The 17974-nt window shown below is 51.1% G+C and carries 21 protein-coding genes; 5 read left to right on the top strand and 16 right to left on the bottom strand.

Features of this window, described 5'->3' with window-relative positions; translation table 11 throughout:
- Positions 1-278: 278 nt before the first annotated feature.
- The 4 genes from LC073_RS17685 to LC073_RS17670 form a co-directional block, all read right to left on the bottom strand.
- Positions 279-653 (bottom strand): hypothetical protein, encoded by a 375-nt coding sequence (locus tag LC073_RS17685; protein ID WP_226648645.1) that lies wholly within the window; start codon positions 651-653, stop codon positions 279-281.
- Complete coding sequence (locus LC073_RS17680; protein ID WP_226648644.1) at positions 646-1200, bottom strand: sigma-70 family RNA polymerase sigma factor; 555 nt, start codon at positions 1198-1200, stop codon at positions 646-648. Before LC073_RS17680 ends, LC073_RS17685 begins: the two co-directional genes overlap by 8 nt.
- 10 nt (positions 1201-1210) lie before the next feature.
- A complete protein-coding gene (locus LC073_RS17675) occupies positions 1211-2008 on the bottom strand; it encodes a DUF6249 domain-containing protein (RefSeq protein ID WP_226648643.1) in 798 nt (265 codons plus the stop codon).
- A 65-nt stretch (positions 2009-2073) separates the two neighbouring features.
- Entirely contained in the window at positions 2074-2358 is a 285-nt protein-coding gene (locus LC073_RS17670; protein WP_226648642.1) for a hypothetical protein, read from the bottom strand.
- A gap of 178 nt (positions 2359-2536) precedes the next feature.
- Here LC073_RS17670 and LC073_RS17665 point away from each other — a divergent pair, with 178 nt between their 5' ends.
- From LC073_RS17665 to LC073_RS17655, 3 genes are all read left to right on the top strand, one after another.
- The gene (locus tag LC073_RS17665) at positions 2537-3142 is read left to right on the top strand and encodes a DUF924 family protein (protein WP_226648641.1); all 606 of its coding nucleotides are present in this window, start codon (positions 2537-2539) and stop codon (positions 3140-3142) included.
- Positions 3142-3759, top strand: a complete 618-nt coding sequence (locus LC073_RS17660) for a LysE family translocator (protein WP_226648640.1) — start codon at positions 3142-3144, stop codon at positions 3757-3759. The genes LC073_RS17665 and LC073_RS17660 overlap by 1 nt, the downstream gene beginning before the upstream one ends.
- A 359-nt stretch (positions 3760-4118) precedes the next feature.
- Positions 4119-4415: a YebG family protein gene (locus LC073_RS17655; RefSeq protein WP_226648639.1), complete on the top strand. Its 297-nt coding sequence runs from the start codon at positions 4119-4121 to the stop codon at positions 4413-4415.
- A gap of 174 nt (positions 4416-4589) precedes the next feature.
- On the opposite strand, the gene LC073_RS17650 is transcribed toward LC073_RS17655, so the two are convergent.
- The 3 genes from LC073_RS17650 to LC073_RS17640 form a co-directional block, all read right to left on the bottom strand.
- Positions 4590-4985 (bottom strand): MAPEG family protein, encoded by a 396-nt coding sequence (locus LC073_RS17650; RefSeq protein WP_226648638.1) that lies wholly within the window; start codon positions 4983-4985, stop codon positions 4590-4592.
- A 170-nt stretch (positions 4986-5155) separates the two neighbouring features.
- Positions 5156-6457 carry an amidohydrolase family protein gene (locus LC073_RS17645; protein WP_226648637.1) on the bottom strand — a complete coding sequence of 434 codons (1302 nt, stop codon included), beginning with the start codon at positions 6455-6457 and terminating at the stop codon, positions 5156-5158.
- The gene (locus LC073_RS17640) at positions 6454-7866 is read right to left on the bottom strand and encodes an amidohydrolase (protein ID WP_226648636.1); all 1413 of its coding nucleotides are present in this window, start codon (positions 7864-7866) and stop codon (positions 6454-6456) included. Before LC073_RS17640 ends, LC073_RS17645 begins: the two co-directional genes overlap by 4 nt.
- A gap of 317 nt (positions 7867-8183) precedes the next feature.
- Between LC073_RS17640 and LC073_RS17635 the strand changes: the two genes are divergently transcribed.
- Positions 8184-9818: a PAS domain S-box protein gene (locus tag LC073_RS17635; protein WP_226648635.1), complete on the top strand. Its 1635-nt coding sequence runs from the start codon at positions 8184-8186 to the stop codon at positions 9816-9818.
- 46 nt (positions 9819-9864) lie between these two features.
- On the opposite strand, the gene LC073_RS17630 is transcribed toward LC073_RS17635, so the two are convergent.
- Genes LC073_RS17630 through LC073_RS17600 form a run of 7 tightly spaced genes read right to left on the bottom strand, consistent with a single transcriptional unit; the run spans position 9865 to position 14915 of the window.
- Entirely contained in the window at positions 9865-11031 is a 1167-nt protein-coding gene (locus LC073_RS17630; RefSeq protein ID WP_226648634.1) for a glutathionylspermidine synthase family protein, read from the bottom strand.
- Between the two features lie 3 nt (positions 11032-11034).
- Positions 11035-11658 (bottom strand): DUF1190 domain-containing protein, encoded by a 624-nt coding sequence (locus tag LC073_RS17625; protein WP_226648633.1) that lies wholly within the window; start codon positions 11656-11658, stop codon positions 11035-11037.
- A 12-nt stretch (positions 11659-11670) separates the two neighbouring features.
- Positions 11671-12087: a DUF350 domain-containing protein gene (locus LC073_RS17620; protein ID WP_226648632.1), complete on the bottom strand. Its 417-nt coding sequence runs from the start codon at positions 12085-12087 to the stop codon at positions 11671-11673.
- Positions 12088-12102: 15 nt separating this feature from the next.
- Positions 12103-12756 (bottom strand): YjfK family protein, encoded by a 654-nt coding sequence (locus LC073_RS17615; protein ID WP_226648631.1) that lies wholly within the window; start codon positions 12754-12756, stop codon positions 12103-12105.
- Entirely contained in the window at positions 12741-13814 is a 1074-nt protein-coding gene (locus LC073_RS17610) for a potassium channel family protein (protein ID WP_226648630.1), read from the bottom strand. The genes LC073_RS17615 and LC073_RS17610 overlap by 16 nt, the downstream gene beginning before the upstream one ends.
- 4 nt (positions 13815-13818) lie before the next feature.
- A complete protein-coding gene (locus LC073_RS17605; protein ID WP_226648629.1) occupies positions 13819-14514 on the bottom strand; it encodes a PspA/IM30 family protein in 696 nt (231 codons plus the stop codon).
- On the bottom strand, positions 14511-14915 hold the full coding sequence (locus LC073_RS17600; protein WP_226648628.1) for a DUF2170 family protein: 405 nt from the start codon (positions 14913-14915) through the stop codon (positions 14511-14513). Before LC073_RS17600 ends, LC073_RS17605 begins: the two co-directional genes overlap by 4 nt.
- A 148-nt stretch (positions 14916-15063) precedes the next feature.
- Here LC073_RS17600 and LC073_RS17595 point away from each other — a divergent pair, with 148 nt between their 5' ends.
- A complete protein-coding gene (locus tag LC073_RS17595) occupies positions 15064-15378 on the top strand; it encodes a DUF6471 domain-containing protein (protein ID WP_226648627.1) in 315 nt (104 codons plus the stop codon).
- An 87-nt stretch (positions 15379-15465) separates the two neighbouring features.
- On the opposite strand, the gene LC073_RS17590 is transcribed toward LC073_RS17595, so the two are convergent.
- Positions 15466-15768: a hypothetical protein gene (locus LC073_RS17590; protein WP_226648626.1), complete on the bottom strand. Its 303-nt coding sequence runs from the start codon at positions 15766-15768 to the stop codon at positions 15466-15468.
- Positions 15769-15883: 115 nt separating this feature from the next.
- On the bottom strand, positions 15884-17812 hold the full coding sequence (locus tag LC073_RS17585) for a DEAD/DEAH box helicase (RefSeq protein WP_226648625.1): 1929 nt from the start codon (positions 17810-17812) through the stop codon (positions 15884-15886).
- Positions 17813-17974 lie beyond the last annotated feature (162 nt).

The following is a 17974-nucleotide window of genomic DNA, read 5'->3' as shown; positions in this document are numbered from 1 at the left end:
TGCGACCAGCCCTGTAGAGTCAGGAATCAAAAAACTTATTATGGCTCTGCTCGAATTAAAGTAAAGGTGGATCATAGTTTGCAATATCTCTAACATCGAAAGCGAAGTTAAAAAAATATTGATAATGATCTTATTGAATTTCACCTATTGTAGAAGCGCCCCAAAGGGGGGAGGACGACCTCAAATACGGTAACGGCCGGAAAAACATTGATTGGCCCACCCCTAGTACACTGCTAGAGGTGGGCAAGAATTGGATTCTTTATTGAGTATCGAAGTAATCAGCGGCGGGCAGCGAAAATACCACCGGCCATCACCGCCAGTGAGGAGAGCATCCCCACGCCGACCAAACTGTAAAGACTAATTGACTGACGAGCGGCTTCACTTAGCACCTCGCCGAATGGAAATTGCCAGGCAACGATGCCCGAGGCCGCCAGTACGGCGATATACTGGAACCGACTGGCGCGACGCTCATTATGCTTAGCGGGAGCGGGCAGCTTGGCCATGACGCTTTCACAAAAACCGTCATCGTCCAGGTAGGGTTCATCGAACTGCAGCTGCTCTGCCAGCCATGCATCGAATAGTGGGTCTTTGCCCTCTATAGCTAAATCGCCCAAGGCACTACCTTTCGTATTGCGCTGTTCAAAATTAACCATTAACCACCTCCTCGCGCCACGGTTGTAACAAGCTCTGTAGCTTTGCCCGTGCGCGGTTGACATGGGATTTTACCGTACCAAGCGGCAACTTCATAATGCTTGCCGCTTCCTCATGAGAGAAGCCCCTCTGCATGCACAAATGTATCGCCTGGCGCTGGGCATCGCTCAGGGAATCCATTGCCGAGTTCAGATCTCTAGCCATGCCCAAACGTTGGGACTCTTCCACTGTTTCTTCCGCCTGAGCCCTATCGACCGCTTCCTGGTCCACTTCGGGGGCGTTCTTGCGCTTGTGGCTCATGACGAGATTGTAGGCGATACGGTACAACCAGGTGCTAAACCGGGCATCTCCCCGAAATGCCGGCAGCGCCTTGTAGGCCTTAATAAAGGCTTCTTGCGCCATATCGTCTGCCAGGCCCTGGTCGCCATCGCACAGCTGACGGAGCGAGAATCGCAGCTGAGATTGATAGCGACGAACCAGCTGGGCATAAGCCCGCTGGTCCCCGTCTTCGACGGTGCGCCTGATCAAAGCCTCATCATTGAGGTCCATATTCCGGTCCTTACGCCTGCTTGTTATCGAGCTTCCAGTTGATAAAGCGGGCCAGGCCGATAAACAGCGGGATCAATCCCAGGCTACCTACCCCTACCCCAGCCAGAGCAGAAAGCCAGATAAACACCGCAGCCCCTACCGCAATCAGCGTAAAGCCTCTGTCTGCGGGATTGTTGGGAGTGTTGCCTTCCAGCATATCGAGCATTTCCGACGGCACATCACGACCTTCTGCCACCATGCGATTGATGTTTTCCATCACCAGCTGCTTCTTGCGGTAGCTGTTGCGGGTTACCAGCCACACAATCAGTACCGGCATACCGAACACACAAAGAAGAGCGATTATCGGCAAAATCGTCACATCGAAGCTTGCATCACTATCAGCCTCCTCCCAATGCCTGGATGGAGAGCCGTATTTTTGAGTCAGACCGATTTGGACATTATCAGGTACACCGTCGAGGGCTTCTTCAACCACCTGCCCGCGCTCATCGAGAATGCCCTTGCGTTCAAGCTTTTCTATAATGCGCTGACTCAAGGGGCCACCGAATTCCGCCCCCAGGTCCACTTGGACTTCGCTGCGCTCACCATCCTCTCCCTCGGTTTTGATCGTAAGCACACCCTTTTCATCACGCAGGATACGTACACGTGAATCTGGTTTGGGTGCCTCACTTTCCATGGCTGGTGGCTTTGGTGGCTCGGGGAAAGAGTTGTTACCATCCTGCGCCCAGCTGCCCATAGCGGCAAAAGTTGCTGCCAGTGCTGCCAACCAACAGGTAACTACCCGCAGGGATTGTGAATTTCTCGCTCTCATTAGTTACTCTCTAATCGTTGTCTTTTTGTACTGTTAAACCGTCGGCTCGGGGAAACCGTATAACGCTACATAACCGTAATGCGGCCTCGACTATAAGGCCCTGGGGTGGCGCCTTGGGGAGCTCTCTCCTCAGCAATCCGCACCTCGCCATCCTCAATCTCACTACCGGCTTTGCACTCATTGAGCTTTTGCAAAAAGTGCTGGTCCGTCTTCTCGGTAAGTTGTCGATGAATATCATCCACGGAGAATCCCAGCTCGGCCGCCTTGGCCTGACCGGCCTGCATGCCGCCAAGTGCCAATATCAGTACGGCGCAAAATTGTACCTTCTTAAATGATCCCGCAGTAAACATTGTGACCTCCAGATCGCTTTTCCTTGTACACCTCTATGACGGGGCCAGAAACGATTTTGGATGCAGGCGCAAAAACATTTTTTTGATTCCTCCTTTGGAAGGCTCCCTTCCTTATCCAGCTGGACCATCCAGTACAAATGTCGCAATAATCGTTCCATCATCGCTGAGGAGCCTATTGATGCCTGGTATTAAGGAAATACTGACCTTCTGGTTTGGTGATCCCTCTTTGGATCACCGCCCCACCGAGGAGCTGAAACAGCAGTGGTTTTCGGCAGATCCGAAACTGGACCGGCAAATGGCAGAAGATTTCGCTGAGATCACCAATATGGCCATAGAGGGTAAGCTGGATCACTGGCGCCAGAACCTAGAGGGTGAGCTGGCCCTATTGCTACTGTGCGATCAATTCGCCCGCAATATCCACCGCGGCACTCACCTCGCCTTCAATGGCGATGCCCTGGCTCTAGAAATCAGCGAGGCGATTCTGCAGCGGGGAGATCAGCAAAAGCTCGGGCTGTTTCAGCAGATTTTTGTCGGCATGCCCCTAGAGCACAGCGAAAAACACTCAATCCAGCAGCGCTCCGTGGCATACTTCGCGCAGTTGCAGAAGCAGTACGGGGATGATGAGTCCATCGCCCCTTATCTCGCCACCCACTACCGATATGCCCTGGCCCACCAGAAGGTTATCGAGCAGTTTGGTCGCTATCCGCATCGCAATGCGGCCTTAGGCCGCGATTCCACTGAAAAAGAAAAGCACTGGCTGGCACAAGGGGGCGGCTTTAAATAATGGATTTACTTGGATGGTTATCACTTGCAGGTATCTGCGCCCTCGGCGCCATGTCACCAGGTCCTAGCCTGTTAATCGTACTGCGTTGCTCGGCCTCCGGCCTGCAGCAGGGCCTCGCCAGTGCCATTGCCCATGGAGCCGGGGTCGCCATTTACGCCGCTCTGACTGCCTTCGGTCTCGCGGTCCTAATCACCCGCTCCCCCCTGCTATTCAGCATCCTACAATGGGGCGGCGCGGCTATGTTGGTATATCTGGGCTGGAAGGCTTTCAGAGCCCCGGCTCCCGGCTCGAGAGCCAACCAGTTGGAAGCTCCCCACTTAAGTGTTCGCCGCTCAATCGTTCAGGGTTTTGGGGTTGCCTTCTTTAACCCCAAAATTGCAGTATTCTTTACCGCCCTATTCAGCCAGTTCGTCTCAGAACAGCAGGCCCTCACCACCAAACTGGGGATGGCTGCCATGGTGTCTGGAGTGGACACTCTCTGGTATTGCATTGTTGCCCTGGCAGTCCATGCCAGCCGCAAACGCCAGCTGGTTAGCAAGCATCTCGGCCACCGTATCCAGCAGGTGTTTGGCTTACTTCTGATTGGCCTGGCCGCACGCCTGGTACTCACTATTTAATGGTTGGGGCGCTGTGCGCCCTCTTACTCGCTTCCCTTTCCTAGCTAGCCACCAAGCTCGCCTCATACCTCTCGCAATCAACGGTCAACAGCGCCTAAAAAAAGCAGGCCCGAAAACGGGCCTGTATAGTGCGGAGTTTGCAGCCTTGGATGCCTGGGGGGGTACATCCGGCTGCAGGTGTGCATTATGACAGTTGTGACACGTCCCCGTGGACAGGCCATCGCAATTGTGACTCTCTTGAACGCAATTAAATAGCCGCCACTTCGATCTCGGACACCATTGACACTGAATATTTATACAGTTACCGTATGGCCATACAAATAAACTGGAATGTCTGAAGGGCAATTGGGAGGCATATCATGGCCGTAGTAGCTGTTTGGAAATGCGATCGAGACGGAGCTATGTTCGACAACAAAAAAGATGCTGAAGAACACGATAAGATGCTGGAGCTTGCTGCCAACATTACCACGCTGATTGAGCGCAGTATTGAAGGCATTGATGAGCAGGTGAGCGAGGAAATCGGCCTACTGCTGGCCAAGCGTCGCGATTCACTGGCCAAAGCTTGTAAAGGCAGACCAGAAGTTCTGCTGGAAGATGAGGATAACAGCGAAGAGTCCTCAGACGAAACTGTTACCCCCTTTGCCGCGAACCAGTAAAAGCTACCTGAAGAAATTTTTCAGTAGAATTTTAAAGTTTCATCCCTGTACTCTGCCCGGCTCAACCGGGCTTTTTTGTTAGGCTTCAGAAATTTTCTGAAGCCTTTTATCAAGCAACAACCATAAATCAACAGAGATTTACATCTGGAATTCCCACTTGTGCCGCAGTTGCTTTTACAAAGATTTTACCGAAATCACGATATTGATCACCGCAAGGGCGAGTATCACCAGCCAACTGATCAATGTACCCCAAAAGCGCCCAGTATGGGTGCCGCCCTTACCTGCAGTCAGTCCATAAGCATGAAGAATTCGGGATAGCAAAAATGCTATTCCAAAAACATGCAACCACAAACCGGGCAATCCCCCCAGCTCCGCAAGCAGCAGAAGCAACAGCGCGATGGGTGTATATTCGACGGCATTCCCATGCACACGTACACGAATCTCATTATAACGATCATCGCCAGTACCGATACCCACCCGCTTGGCACGACGAAACTGAACCACGCGGCCCGCCAGGTAGATAATCAGGATTGCGCAGAGGCTCGCATACAGCGCTGTAATATTCACCATGGCCCTTTCCTTTTTCTTATTAATACGGGAAGTAAATATATATCTAATCTCCTTCAGCTCACCAAACCAATGCTAAGCAGGAGACTGGACCTTTTTGTTCATTTTTCATCAGGCAATAAAAGAGCGGGCTTAGCCCGCTCTCTATTTAATAGCCAGCCACTTGCAGCGAGTTAGTTGCGATAGCCAAAGTCGTGGCCCTTGGCAGGCTTCAGGTGACGATCGCGCAGACGAGTAGATCGGGTAACCAAAGATTGTGGTTCACCTTCGATTAGCACCTGCTCTGGATAACTAGTCACTTCCAGTGGATCGCCACTCCAAACCACGATATCAGCGGTGGCACCCTTCTCCAGGGTACCACCGCTGAGGCGGAAGATATCTGCCACATTAGTGCTGATTGACTTCAGCGCCTCCTCATAGGGCAATCCGTGGGCAACAGCATTGCCAGCCGATTGACGTGAGAGGTACACGTTATGGGTAGAGACATAGTCAGGGCCACTAATAGCCACTTTCACACCAGCCTTGGTTAACAAAGCGGCGTTATCCAGACGCGCACCAAGGCTGGAGAAGGAAATGGGCAGGTTGTTGATTGCATCAATCACAACAGGCACCTGGGCCTGAGCCAGCTGGTCGGCTACCATCCAGCCCTCAGCCGCCCCGAGCAGCACTAGCTTCACATCGAAGGCCTTGGCTAGTTCGATAACCGCAAGAATATCGCTGGCGCGATCAGCCGTGATCAGCAGAGGTTCGGTACCATTAATCACCGGCTGCAAGGCTTCCAGATCTGCGAGGCTGTAATTCAGCTCACGCCACTCTCCTCGGCGAATAGCCGCGCGGTTGTCCCGGTACTCTTTAGCCTCGCTCAGCGCATTTTCAACTTTGGCGTAGGCATTCGCACGGCTGCCACCTGCTAGCTGGGCACCGGTCTCACCCAAGTAGGCCTTCTGGGCAACGTCTTTAGCCTCAACGCTATTGAACTCGCCATTGAGCTTGATGGCAAATCCACGCCCGGCGAATACTCTCTGGGCCGCTACCGCAGCTTCATCCCAGGTGCTGATAGCTGGAAAGACCACCGCGCTGGTAACACCACCGGCCCGGTTGAAAGGAATCAGGGTAGATTTGGGGTTGTACGCGGGCACAGGATTAAACGCACTACCGATACTTTCCCCAGTTACCGCATTGTCATTAGTGCCACTTGCTGCACTGATTTCCACCAATCCCAGCTCAGAAATAGGTGCAATGACGCCAGGCGTTACCACCTTGCCTTTAGCATCAATGACTCTATCAGCCGAAACATCAAGAGCAGGAGCCACCTGCTCCACTTTGCCATCGACAACCAATACATCGGCAGATTCCAGGGAACCCATATCGGCCAGAGTATGCACCTTGCCTCCCTTGATCAGGATGCTCTCCGCCTGGGCTCCTGCGGTCAGCACCCCCAGGACCAGCGCATAGAATACCGCTATCTTTTTCACAGTCGCTCTCCCTCTGCATCAATAATACCCAATTCGAAATCACTGCGCGGTTGGCGCTTTTTATCGGAGCGGTCGTACATCAGTTCACCATCAATAAAAACTTGATCCACAAGGGTATAAACACTGAAAGGATTGCCGGACCAAACCACAACATCGGCCATTTTGCCCTTCTCGAGGCTGCCAGTTTGCGCTTCAATGCCCAACGCCTTAGCGGGGTTAGAGGTCATCCAGGCAACCGCATCTTTTGGCTGAATATCGAAACCAGCGCGCTGGCCAGCAGTCATCGCTTTTGCGACTTCCTCATTCAGGTGCTGTACGCCAATGCCGGAATCAGAGTGGATCATGGCACAGGCCTTGGCCTGATCAACGATAGCAATATTCGCCTCCGTCATATCAAAGGCTTCGTGCTTAAAGCCCCACCAATCGGCCCACATCGCCGCACAAACATTGTTTTCAGCCAATAGGTCGGCCACTTTGTAAGCCTCTACCGCATGGTGGAAAGTGGAGATCTGGAAATCAAACTCCTTGGCAATATCCATCATCACCGCCATTTCCTCACCGCGATAGCAGTGATTGTGTACCAGGATATCGCCATTCAGAACGCCTGCCAGGGTCTCGAGGCCGAGATCGCGCTCAGGTTCTTCTCCACCCTTCTCTAAAAAGTCTTCCCACTTTTTCTTGTAATTGCTGGCCTCGATCCAGGCGTTGCGGTAGCCGGCCACATTCCCCATTCGGGTTGAAGGGGCTGTGCCTTTGGTTCCATAAACTCGCTTGGGGTTTTCGCCACAGGCCATCTTCAGGCCATAGGGCGCACCGGGAAATTTCATATCCTGTACGCTGCGACCCGGCACATTTTTCAGAGTCACACTGCGCCCGCCAAACAGATTGGCAGAGCCGGGTAATATCTGCAGCGTGGTTACGCCACCGGCCAGGGCTAGAGGAAACTGTGGGTCCTGGGTCCACACGGAATGTTCAACCCAAACCTGCGCGGTATTGGGCGATGTCATCTCATTGCCATCCTGGGAAGACTCAATGGAGGGAGCCGGGTAATCTCCCAGGTGGGAGTGCACATCGATAATGCCTGGGGTCACCCACTTACCTTTGCCATTAACTACCAGAGCATCCTTGGGGGCCTTGAGCTCTTGACCGATCTGGGCAATTTTTCCACCTTTCAATAAGAGGTCAGTGTTCTCCAGTTGCTCGCCGGTACCGGTAAGCAAGGTGGCGCCCTGAATCAGTACCGGCCGGGACTGAGTGACGGAGTAAGTTGATGGGAAAGTATCCAGGCGAGCAAAATCCGGGGATCTCTGCTCACCCCCGGCTTTCTTCTCACCACAGGCGGACACCAACAGCGAGGCACAAAGCAAAGCCGCGATGCCACGCCCGAAAAATCGAGAGTGCAGCTGCATAGTAATTTATCCAATGGTCTTCAAGATGGCGGTGAATGCTATCAGGTTGCCTGGCTATAGCCACTGTTTAAAAAAGAAAAGTTTGCTTTTAAAGAGGAAAAATTAAGAAAAATACCAGCGCTTCGCTTAACACGGCAGTTGGATACACATCACATTTGTATAAACACACAATTACAAAAGGGTTTATAAATCACGGCCTGTCAGCAAAGACTGCAAACCTGATCAAAAAACCTATGGGTTCCCTATATACTTTTTTGTTTCCACATGATGCAATTTCTGGTGAAAAAATACTCAATAATAATTCCGGAGGAGAATAGGTGATCAAAGAGAACCGCTTGCCGGTATTCCCCTCATCCCCCATTGTCACTGGCAGCCAAAATCGGGACTCCCAGCAGGTATACGAAGCCCTGCGCAAAAGCGAAGAACGCTATCGCGAACTGGTTGAGCATGCGAACTCCATTATTATGCGCTGCGATAGACATGGGAAAGTCACCTCATTTAATGAGTATGCCCAGCAGCTTTTTGGCTACTCTGAGGCAGAAATCATTGGCCGACACCTGATAGGAACCATAGTACCCGCCAGCGAATCTAGTGGCCGGGACCTACGTCAACTCATCCAACACGTTTGTGATCACCCGCAGGAACACCGCTACAATATTAACGAGAACATCACCAAATCCGGCAAAAGAGTTTGGATTGCCTGGACCAATAAAATCCTTTCTGACGAGAATGGCAGCCCCACTGGTATTCTTAGTATCGGTACAGATATCACCAAGCAGCGCTTATTGGAAGAAGAGTTGCGCCAGGCTCAGAAAATGCAAGCCATCGGCGAGTTAGCCGGCGGTATCGCCCATGACTTCAACAATATGATCCACGGGATCAGCGGCTATGCTGAGGTTATTCAGCAAATTGCTGAAGATCCCCGAATCAGCGAGTACACCAACCATATCCTCACCACTGCACGCCATGCGGCTGAGCTGACCAAGCAGCTGCTAACTTTTGCCCGCAAAGGCAATTACCAGCTAAAAGATTGCAATACCCATGAAATTACCCGCGATGTCTGTGCCATGCTTGAGCGTACCATTGACCGGCGTATTCGTATCGAGCAGCAACTAGAAGCTGGCCGGCCTCATGTAGTAGGTGACCCGGCCCAGCTAAAGAGCGCATTATTAAATATCGGTATCAACGCCAAGGATGCCATGCCGGGCGGAGGTATTTTGCGTTTTTCCAGCAGCAATATCACCTTTGAAAGGACTACTACTATTGCTGATTTTGAAGTGCATCCAGGACATTATCTGCTCATCACTATTCACGATAGCGGAACCGGTATGCCCCCCGAGGTGCGCCGCAGAATTTTTGAGCCTTTCTTCACCACCAAGGAATGTGGCCGGGGTGCCGGACTGGGTCTTGCTGCAGTGCATGGCACCATCCATTTACATAAAGGCGCTATTCAGTGCCACAGCATTGAGGGAAAGGGTAGCACTTTTAACCTGTACTTACCGATTGCTGAGGCGAAGACAAGCAAACAACAAAATCAGGCCGAATCCCTATCTGCCAATCGCCAGCTTCGCATTATGGTGGTGGATGATGAGGCTATTGTCCGAAGCTATTCAAAAACGCTCTTCGAAATGAATGGCCACAAAGTGAACACTTTCGCGTCTGCGGAGCAGGCTATCACTTATTACCGACAACATTACGAACAAGTGGACCTGATAATCCTCGATATGATTATGCCGGGCATGGATGGCCAGGAATTATTCGCCTTCTTGCGACGTATCAACCCCAATGTAAAAGCATTACTCTCCACCGGTTTTAGTGTCGACAGTAAAGTTCAGGAGGTTATCGCCGATGGTGTGCTCGACTGCATTCAAAAACCTTTTACTTATGACAGGCTCAGTAAAAAAATTGAAGAATTGATTTTAAGTGGTCAATTGCTAACACCAGAGGCTTGAAAACAGAAGGGCTGCAAAGCTTGCCAGAGGTTCTCTGGCAAGCCTATTAAAGAATAATATGTGGAAGGTAGCGACTCATATCCTGAGTTATAAGATTGCTATCCTCACGAATTGAAATGCCCGCTGCCATATCATCAACCAACCAGCTGCCCACTAGGGTGAAATTTTGTCCAAACTTCGGCAAAGAATGCATAGCCTGGTAGATAAAGCCCTCTTCTCCATAGGGTCCATCAGACAGTGAATGCACATCCCCTCCACGCACTATCGAAATATTAGCCCCCTCGCGGGAAAAAATAGGTTTTTTAACTAATTCCGAATAGCCCTCGGCCTTATCCAGCTCATCTTCAAAAAATGAGGGCAACAAGTTGGGATGGCCCGGAAACAGTTTCCACAACATGGGCAAAAGTGCTTTATTCGATAATATCGCCTTCCAAGGAGGCTCTAACCAACGCACATTGTTGCCACCCAATAGAGAGCCAAACTCTTCGCGGAACATAAACTCCCAAGGATATAGCTTAAACATCCAAGTTATTACCTGATCATCTAAATCAGTAAAAGCTCCCTCAGCATCGCAGCCAATCTCCTCGATAAACACAAAGTGATTGGTGATACCGGCTTCACTGGCACAGTCTTGTAAATATTGCACCGTGCCGCGATCCTCTAAGGTATCTTTGCAGCAGGCAAAATGGAGTTCGCGGCCAGGAGTCAGAAATTGTAAATCGCGAAAGCGGTTAACCAGCTTTTCCTGCAGGCTGTTGAACTGGTCGGACTGCAGAGGCAGTGCACGCCTGTCAACATTGTCCTGGAGCCAGAGCCACTGCCAAAATCCTGTTTCATATAAGCTGGTGGGAGTGTCGGCATTATTCTCATAGAGTTTGGCCGGGCCCTGCCCAGAGTAGGCAAAATCCAGTCGGGAATAAAGGCTGGGATCACCGTTTTTCCAGGAATCACGGATAAAATCCCAGTGTTGTTCCGGTATGCGGAAGCGACGTAACAGCGTCTCATCCTCAAGCACCCTAGCGACAACATCCAGACACATTGCATGGATTTCTTCGGTGGGATCCTCGATATCCTGCTCTATCTGCTCCAGAGAGAACTGATAGAAGGCGCTTTCATCCCAGTAGGGTTCCCCATACATAGTGTGGAAATGAAAACCAAATTCTTGCGCCCGCTCTTTCCAGTGCGGACGCTCATTGATTGGTAACCTCAGCACCAATCACCCCCCCCAGCTTCCAGAGCGGCCGCTACTAGAACGCCCACCGCCCCAATTGGATTTGGCCGAGGCCACTGCGCCAAAACCTCCACGGGAAACCGTCTTGGTCACCTTGGGCTTGGGGTCCATCGCACTCTTATTCACGGTATAGGAGCTTTTGCCGTAACGACCGATAACCTGACCATCAGCGGTCATCAAACGATCGTAATAGCGGGAACCAGAAGCAGAATAGCGGTAAACTGGATTGTAATAACCGTAAGAGTGATAGCGTCGGTCATTATCATTCAGTAGGGAAGCGACCATAAAGCCGGTCATCAATGGCATCCAAAATCCACCGCTACTCTCACGGCAACTACCAAATTCTGACTCGCATTGGGACAATCTGGCATACTTGGGCCCGGTACGTTCGGCTTCAGCCAGAGCCTTCTGATAGGCCGCTTCACATTGGGCCTTATCGAGCTGTGTATTATTTACACAGTCCTCGACAGAGGAAACCACCTTAACCTCTTCATCGGAAGAGCAACCCATTAGAGCAACAGTGATACCCATGGCCAAAGGGCGCAAAACAAAACTTGCTCCCCTGCCCTTACGCATCCGCGCAAGGTTAATATTTTTACTACGCTTCATCCTCACCTCCGCTTAATAGCTCATACAAGCCGCGTTGAGGACACCAACAGAAATGGTGGTAGCAGCCAACATAATACCCGCGCTAACTTCACCATCTTCAATACGCTCAACAATACTCGGCATAAAGCCAAAACGAATAATCGCAAAAGCAATAAGCTGAGCAATTAAGGCAACAACTGCCCAAGTGGCAAAATCAATGAGAGAAACAGAGTTACTGGCCGCACCGCCGACTGCAATGGCAAACCCCAGTACCGCACCGCCAAAACCGATGGCAGCCGCTGCGTTTTTGTCCTCACGGATCAACTTCCATTCATCGTGAGGGGTCACCAGAGCGTAAAGAAATTTAAACGCGATTAAAAAAACCAGTGACAGGCCAAAATAGGCCGCAAAGTGGAGGATACCAGTCATTAAATCGTAGGGCTGGTCCATTAATACATCTCCTTATTATCCGTGTATAGTCAACTGTGATGGTGTCAAAGTTATACCGGTGCTGATCACCAGGCTACGACTTAAGTAACCCGCGTCTTCTTCTTTCTCTTCCGCCGAAAGGAACAGGGATTCGGTACGCTGATCGGACAAGTCACGCTCAAAAAGCATGGTGAATTGATCGGTGAGGGAATAATCCCCATCCTCATCATAAGTCTTCTCGGCCATATGCACCGGATTGTGATAGTCACCAGTGGCTGTCCAAACTCTGTTATAGCTACGGTCCTGCAGCTGATAATTGGCCGCACCGATTTCCTGCTTAAGGAGTCTGTCCCAAGCCTGCTGATTGGCAACATCGAGGGTATCGTAAAAGTGAAACAGCTTGACGTCCACTACATGCTCATCACTTTGCCCCCCCTCAGTCACGACTTGCAGCCAGGCATCGTCATCGGTATAAAATCGATATACCCAGGCTCCATCGAGTTCTACGATGCCTGCGGCCTTGATAATCTGTGTGGGGGAGCAGGATTCTATGGTGAGCTCATCCAGAATCAGGCGAATTGCCAATGGGTCCAGTTCAAAGCTTGCGCCAAGCCGCAACCCCATAATCTCCGGCGTCTTCACCTTTGGAATTTCTTTTCCTTTCAGTTTATCGATCAGCTTGGTAAACATGTGCCTACCCCCTCTCCTTCACTCATTTTTATATCGAAGCAGCGTTTTTCGGTTAGCCGCTTGGCTGAAATGTAATAGAGCATATCCCCCCTGTTAACCTCATCGGTTAACGCGGGGTTTACATCAATTTTTACGGCCCCTTGACGACGCACAGCAATCAAGGTTGCAGATAAGTTCTTTTTGAAGTGATCGAATAAGGCAGAAAATGGCAGCGACGGCTCACCATGATACTCAATACTGTACTGAGTCATTCCATAAGTGCTATCCAGCAGTTGCCGGTGCAGCCTGGCAGAACCAGGGTCTAGGGAGGATTTAGCCAACAATTCCACCGCTACCGAGGGAATACATTCAATGTTGGGGCAGTGTGAGCGCAACAACTCACCGACATTTTCATCCTGAAAATAGGCTGTTTTATGGCTATCAGGGCTGTGTTTATCACAGAACAGGGCAGTGGTGAGCGTTACATCATCCAGGGGGTTATCAATAATAATTCGCGCGGCATCCGCAATTGCGGCGCGCTGCATACTCTCGAGATGCGAAAAAGATTCCACCCGGACAAAATCAATTTTACCGGGCATCGGGTTTTCGATATCAGCTTCTACACAAAGCACTATCTCTGTTGCTGTGCCATTCGTCTTCGACAGCAATAACTCTATCAAGCGAAGGGTTCTGGTTCCATTCCAGCCGATGATGACTGTGTGATCTTCACGATTTGTCATACGCAACCCCCTCTTTCCTCTGTGAACAAACTCCGAAATAAAAAAGCCCGCCTTGGTTAACACCATGGCGAACAAACTCAAACCAAAGGGGATCACCCAGGTTGCCACTACCACTTTACCGGCGGATGTTACCGGCGAGAAATCGCCGTAGCCTACAGTGGATGCCGTAACGACCAACCAATAGAAAAAATTGGTCGGATCGACAATTTCACTCTCTCCAGCGGCACTGAGCAGCAGGTAGCTACCCATTACATAACCCAGGACACCGATAAGAATGGCTGCAGTGTTGGCTTTAACAAAAAGCGACGCCAGAAGGCGTCGCACTCGATAAAGTAGCACTGGATCAAGCCTTTTGACGGCTCGCCAGTAACTGAGCCAGCTTGTCACTGCCGCTGACCTGGCCACCGGGTTTGATACCCGCCGCCTTCAGCTTGGCATCCAGGCTGGAACCGCTTTCTTCACTCGCCAGCTCTTCTGCAGCTTCCAGCTCCGCGGCGCGCTCCTGCTGCTTGCTCTTAATGCGGTCGAGACTGTCCAGAGCCGTTTTGATTTTGCTGTTAGCACCCATATGGCGGGAGGAAACCGCTACCTGGGCCTTTTGAACTGACTCTGTGGCCTTGATCTGGTCGATCTGTTGTTCCATGCGGCGCACATTGATTTTCGCCTTGGAAATATTTCCCTTCAAAGAGCGCTCGGAATTGAAGAAGCCTTCCAGCAGGCTCTGTTCTGTTTCGAGCTGGGCTTCCAGCTCGGTAACGCGCTCTGCACACTCCAGGGCCAGGCTCTCATCGCCTTTCTCACTGGCGTTGATTGCGTGGGTGCTGTAAGTCTCAATATCGGCTTTCAGCGACTGTACTTTGTTTTCAGCCAGCTTGCGCTTGGCCATGATCTTAGTCAGGTTCTCATCACAAGCTTTCAATTCGGCCTTTGCCTCCCGCAGCTCTTGATCGAGAATACGAATAGACTGGCTATCCGCAACCGCTTCTGTGCCTTCGTTGACAGCGCCTTTCAAGGCAGTCCAGATTTTTCTCAGGCTCATGCTACACCCTCCATTTCAAAATGATCCGCATATAAATCCAGGAAGTCACCCACATTGGAAAACAGGGTTTCAACCTCTTCAATCACCACTTCGTCCTTACTGGACACAGACAGCGCGCCGAAGGCGACATAGTAACGCTCACCGCCAATCATCTTGATAGCGATCGCCGTCAGGGGAACCAGTTGATGAGTCTGGAGAATCATCTCGTTAAGGGCGACCACATCGGCCACCTGACTCACGGGGAATAAAATGCTCTCAACAACAATCTGCTTCTCACCGACATAAAGGAATGCATCGACTCCCTCATCGTTGGAGATGCTGAGGCACTCTCCCTCAGACTCCACCACCCATCCGGTGTGGTTTTCCGCCAACTGGCGTAGATTCTCATGGTTCCAGGTCATCTCGACTCCCTCGCTGTGGAATATTGGTCACAAATATAGCATCAAAAAAAAGGCGGTCAATAACTTATTTCAAACTTATGTTGCAAATAATACACACAAGGATAGTATTTACCACATAAGTGACATCAACTGTAACGGAGTAGAGCCCATGGACCACAAGCAAAGCCTCAGCAATCATCAAGCACTGGCTCCGTACAAGCAGGCCATCGCTCGCTATGTACGCGCCTCAATGGCTTTGCGGGGTATGCGTTACGGGGATCTCGCCCAGGCCCTGGCCGAAAGAGGAATTTCAATGACCACAGAAAACCTGCGCAGCAAGGTGAGCAAGTGCATGTTTTCGGCGGATCTGCTAGCGGCCATCATCGATGCATTATCGGTGGAAGACAGCGCTATGCCTGAAATCCTCAAGCAAGCGCGAGAACTGCAAGATCAAGGACTCAATACCGAGCAAGAGAGAAGCTAACACGCCCTCTCGTGGAGTACCAACTGGTGGATCACTGAACTGGTATACCGATGCTATCCACTTTAGCGGCAAGGGCCTGCCAGATAGCTAGTAGTGATAGAGCTTATATACCGGTTCACCATTGCCGCACTTACCGACAACCTCCGGCTCAGAGAGCTTTGCACCGGCCGGTATCACCTTATTGGTAGGCCACCAGACGAAGCAGGCATAGCGGAAATTGACGGCCCAGTTGCAGTAAAGACGCCCATCATCCTCCTCATAGAAACGCGCCTGGCAAAAGCTCAGAGTCGGGCTTCGCACCCCATATTGCTGCTGGGCATCGACAAAAATCACATCGACAGCTGCTACGGCAGATGCCCAAAAGCAGGGTATCAATAACCACCATTTCATAGGCGCTCTCAACGAAACTGCATACTGGACTCCTTTAAAGCTTAGCAGTCCCGGCGCAACTTTCATTGTCGAGCACTCTTGCTTTGATCTTAATAGCAGCGCTCTGCATTAACCGCTATTGTGACCCCTGCTTCAGTACCTCAAGAATACGCCTTAGGCAGTCATCTCGGTCACGCACCCAACTGATATAGGGCAAAGGCAACACTCTTACCCCCGCTCGGTGCAACACCTTGTAAGTCTGGGTAGTAAAGTGCTGCCGATATTCTCCCGGGTAACCAATCAAATCCACCCCCAGGATTCGTCCACGGTATTCACAAACCACATCAACACGCTGGCCGGCAATGGGGAATGCGACCCAATGCCTGATCTGCGCCCGCTGCAAGCATACACTCACCTCTCCGGCAAACTCACAGGGGAATACTTTTTGTTGATTGCTGGTGCCTGCCCCATGGCCAAATTCGATATAGCGGCGCAACAAATGCTCAGGTGGCAGGGACTCAGGACTAATGGAATAAGCCACCAACTGCCGCTCCTTGGCCCGGGTTACCGCCACATTAAACATATCGGCACGATTGAGATAAGTCGCCGCACGCAGGGACTGATTATCTGCCGCAAAAGACAAGAGCATAAGATCCCGCTCTTCTCCCTGAAAACCATAAGGCGTTGCAACTAATACAGAAAAGCGACGCAGTACATCTACTGGAAAAGCCCTGCTTACCTCAGAAGCGAGGTAGTCCGCCTGCTCCCTGTAGGGAGACAGGACTCCAACCGTTGGCTTTACAGGAGATTCGGCAAAGCAGTTAATGTGCTCACGCAGCTGCTCAATGACCCAATCCTTTTCGACCCGATTCCTGCCGTTTTTTGATCGCTTCCCCTCCAGGTAATGAAGAACCAAAGCCCCTTCACCGGACGCTACCGGTCTGGCCTGCATCACCTTCAGCCTATCGGCATAAAAAGCGTGATTACTAAAAGCGATAAGCTCTGGCTGGCTGCGGTAATGCTCATCCAACAGGGTAACCGCCTCCTGACTTTCCAGTGAGTCAGAGACAATATCCAGCAGGGACTGCTCCCGGTAACTAAACGCCACCGGCAATTCTTCTGGACCGTTCAAGCCCTCCCACAAACGTTGTTGCTGTTGCGCTGATAAAAAGGATACATGACGCAACTGCTTCCCATCGCCCACCACAACCGCACGATTTGCCCGGCACAGGGCCGGCAGAGCACTGGCGATATCACACTGGGTAGATTCATCAAAGATAACCAGATCAAACAAGCCCGGTGAAAGAGGTAATATCTCATTGAGCTCATCCAGGGTCGTAAGCCAAATAGGATAGGCCTGTAAAACAACCCGCATATTCGTTTGGGCAAAACGCTCTGCCTGGGTTTTGGAGGTCCTCGCCCTGAGAGCCTGATTGAAAAGGGATAAATGCCTTCTTTCTCGCTCTAAAAGGCTCAAAAGAGTCTCTTTACGATAGGCATTAATATATCGAGAAGCTTGCTGCTCGAAATTTTTTCGCAAATGCCCGATAGTCTCTTGGAACTCCCAAAGCGCTTCCGTATCCAATCGCCGACCAAAAATTCGCACCCCAAAAGCCGTCACCCAAGTGCCGAAACCTCCGGGGCCTAGCACTTGTGCAGTCTTTAAAGCCCTGCTAAAGCGTCGTTCAGCTTTTCTCAGAGACTTTAAAGTGGCCTTGAGGCGGCGCTTTAATTTGGCAACGCTCACATCGGGAGCTGCAACACCCTCTTTGAGTAGCGAGTCCAAATGGGATTTCAAACTGCGGACAAAACCCTGCTCCCCCGTGTGCACATAACCTTCTTGCAAACCGTAGGTCTCACGCAATTTTTGCCGCGCAACATTTATTGCCTGAGAGGTTTTAGAGACAACCAGAACAGTATTGCCATGCAGCATTTGATCAATCGCCATTGCCGCGATGGTAAAACTCTTGCCTGTACCTGGTGGTCCGGAAATAAGACTCAATGGTAAATTCGCAGCATTTCGCAACGCCCTCTCTTGAGTCTCACTTAGAAGGCCTGGCAACATCTCCGGCTCACTATCACTTCGCGGGAAATGGCCAACACGGTCCCCTAGTGGACCATGCGGTTAATTAGGTGACACATTTTTGGCTCGCTGCACTGAAGCCAGTATCGTGTCGGCGCTCTTTGTCCATTTAAATGGTTTGGCAAGATCGCGGTTATGAACACG

Source organism: Microbulbifer variabilis (genome assembly GCF_020524905.1).
Taxonomy (GTDB): domain Bacteria; phylum Pseudomonadota; class Gammaproteobacteria; order Pseudomonadales; family Cellvibrionaceae; genus Microbulbifer; species Microbulbifer variabilis_A.
This window is presented reverse-complemented; position numbering and strand designations above follow the sequence as displayed.

What these genes read in the sequence shown, in the direction of transcription:
- LC073_RS17685 (WP_226648645.1), bottom strand. Translation starts at nt 653, where the DNA reads ATGGTTAATTTTGAACAGCGCAATACGAAAGGTAGTGCCTTGGGCGAT.
- LC073_RS17680 (WP_226648644.1), bottom strand. Translation starts at nt 1,200, where the DNA reads ATGGACCTCAATGATGAGGCTTTGATCAGGCGCACCGTCGAAGACGGG.
- LC073_RS17675 (WP_226648643.1), bottom strand. Translation starts at nt 2,008, where the DNA reads ATGAGAGCGAGAAATTCACAATCCCTGCGGGTAGTTACCTGTTGGTTG.
- LC073_RS17670 (WP_226648642.1), bottom strand. Translation starts at nt 2,358, where the DNA reads ATGTTTACTGCGGGATCATTTAAGAAGGTACAATTTTGCGCCGTACTG.
- LC073_RS17665 (WP_226648641.1), top strand. Translation starts at nt 2,537, where the DNA reads ATGCCTGGTATTAAGGAAATACTGACCTTCTGGTTTGGTGATCCCTCT.
- LC073_RS17660 (WP_226648640.1), top strand. Translation starts at nt 3,142, where the DNA reads ATGGATTTACTTGGATGGTTATCACTTGCAGGTATCTGCGCCCTCGGC.
- LC073_RS17655 (WP_226648639.1), top strand. Translation starts at nt 4,119, where the DNA reads ATGGCCGTAGTAGCTGTTTGGAAATGCGATCGAGACGGAGCTATGTTC.
- LC073_RS17650 (WP_226648638.1), bottom strand. Translation starts at nt 4,985, where the DNA reads ATGGTGAATATTACAGCGCTGTATGCGAGCCTCTGCGCAATCCTGATT.
- LC073_RS17640 (WP_226648636.1), bottom strand. Translation starts at nt 7,866, where the DNA reads ATGCAGCTGCACTCTCGATTTTTCGGGCGTGGCATCGCGGCTTTGCTT.
- LC073_RS17625 (WP_226648633.1), bottom strand. Translation starts at nt 11,658, where the DNA reads ATGAAGCGTAGTAAAAATATTAACCTTGCGCGGATGCGTAAGGGCAGG.
- LC073_RS17620 (WP_226648632.1), bottom strand. Translation starts at nt 12,087, where the DNA reads ATGGACCAGCCCTACGATTTAATGACTGGTATCCTCCACTTTGCGGCC.
- LC073_RS17615 (WP_226648631.1), bottom strand. Translation starts at nt 12,756, where the DNA reads ATGTTTACCAAGCTGATCGATAAACTGAAAGGAAAAGAAATTCCAAAG.
- LC073_RS17605 (WP_226648629.1), bottom strand. Translation starts at nt 14,514, where the DNA reads ATGAGCCTGAGAAAAATCTGGACTGCCTTGAAAGGCGCTGTCAACGAA.
- LC073_RS17600 (WP_226648628.1), bottom strand. Translation starts at nt 14,915, where the DNA reads ATGACCTGGAACCATGAGAATCTACGCCAGTTGGCGGAAAACCACACC.
- LC073_RS17595 (WP_226648627.1), top strand. Translation starts at nt 15,064, where the DNA reads ATGGACCACAAGCAAAGCCTCAGCAATCATCAAGCACTGGCTCCGTAC.
- LC073_RS17590 (WP_226648626.1), bottom strand. Translation starts at nt 15,768, where the DNA reads ATGAAATGGTGGTTATTGATACCCTGCTTTTGGGCATCTGCCGTAGCA.
- LC073_RS17585 (WP_226648625.1), bottom strand. Translation starts at nt 17,812, where the DNA reads ATGTTGCCAGGCCTTCTAAGTGAGACTCAAGAGAGGGCGTTGCGAAAT.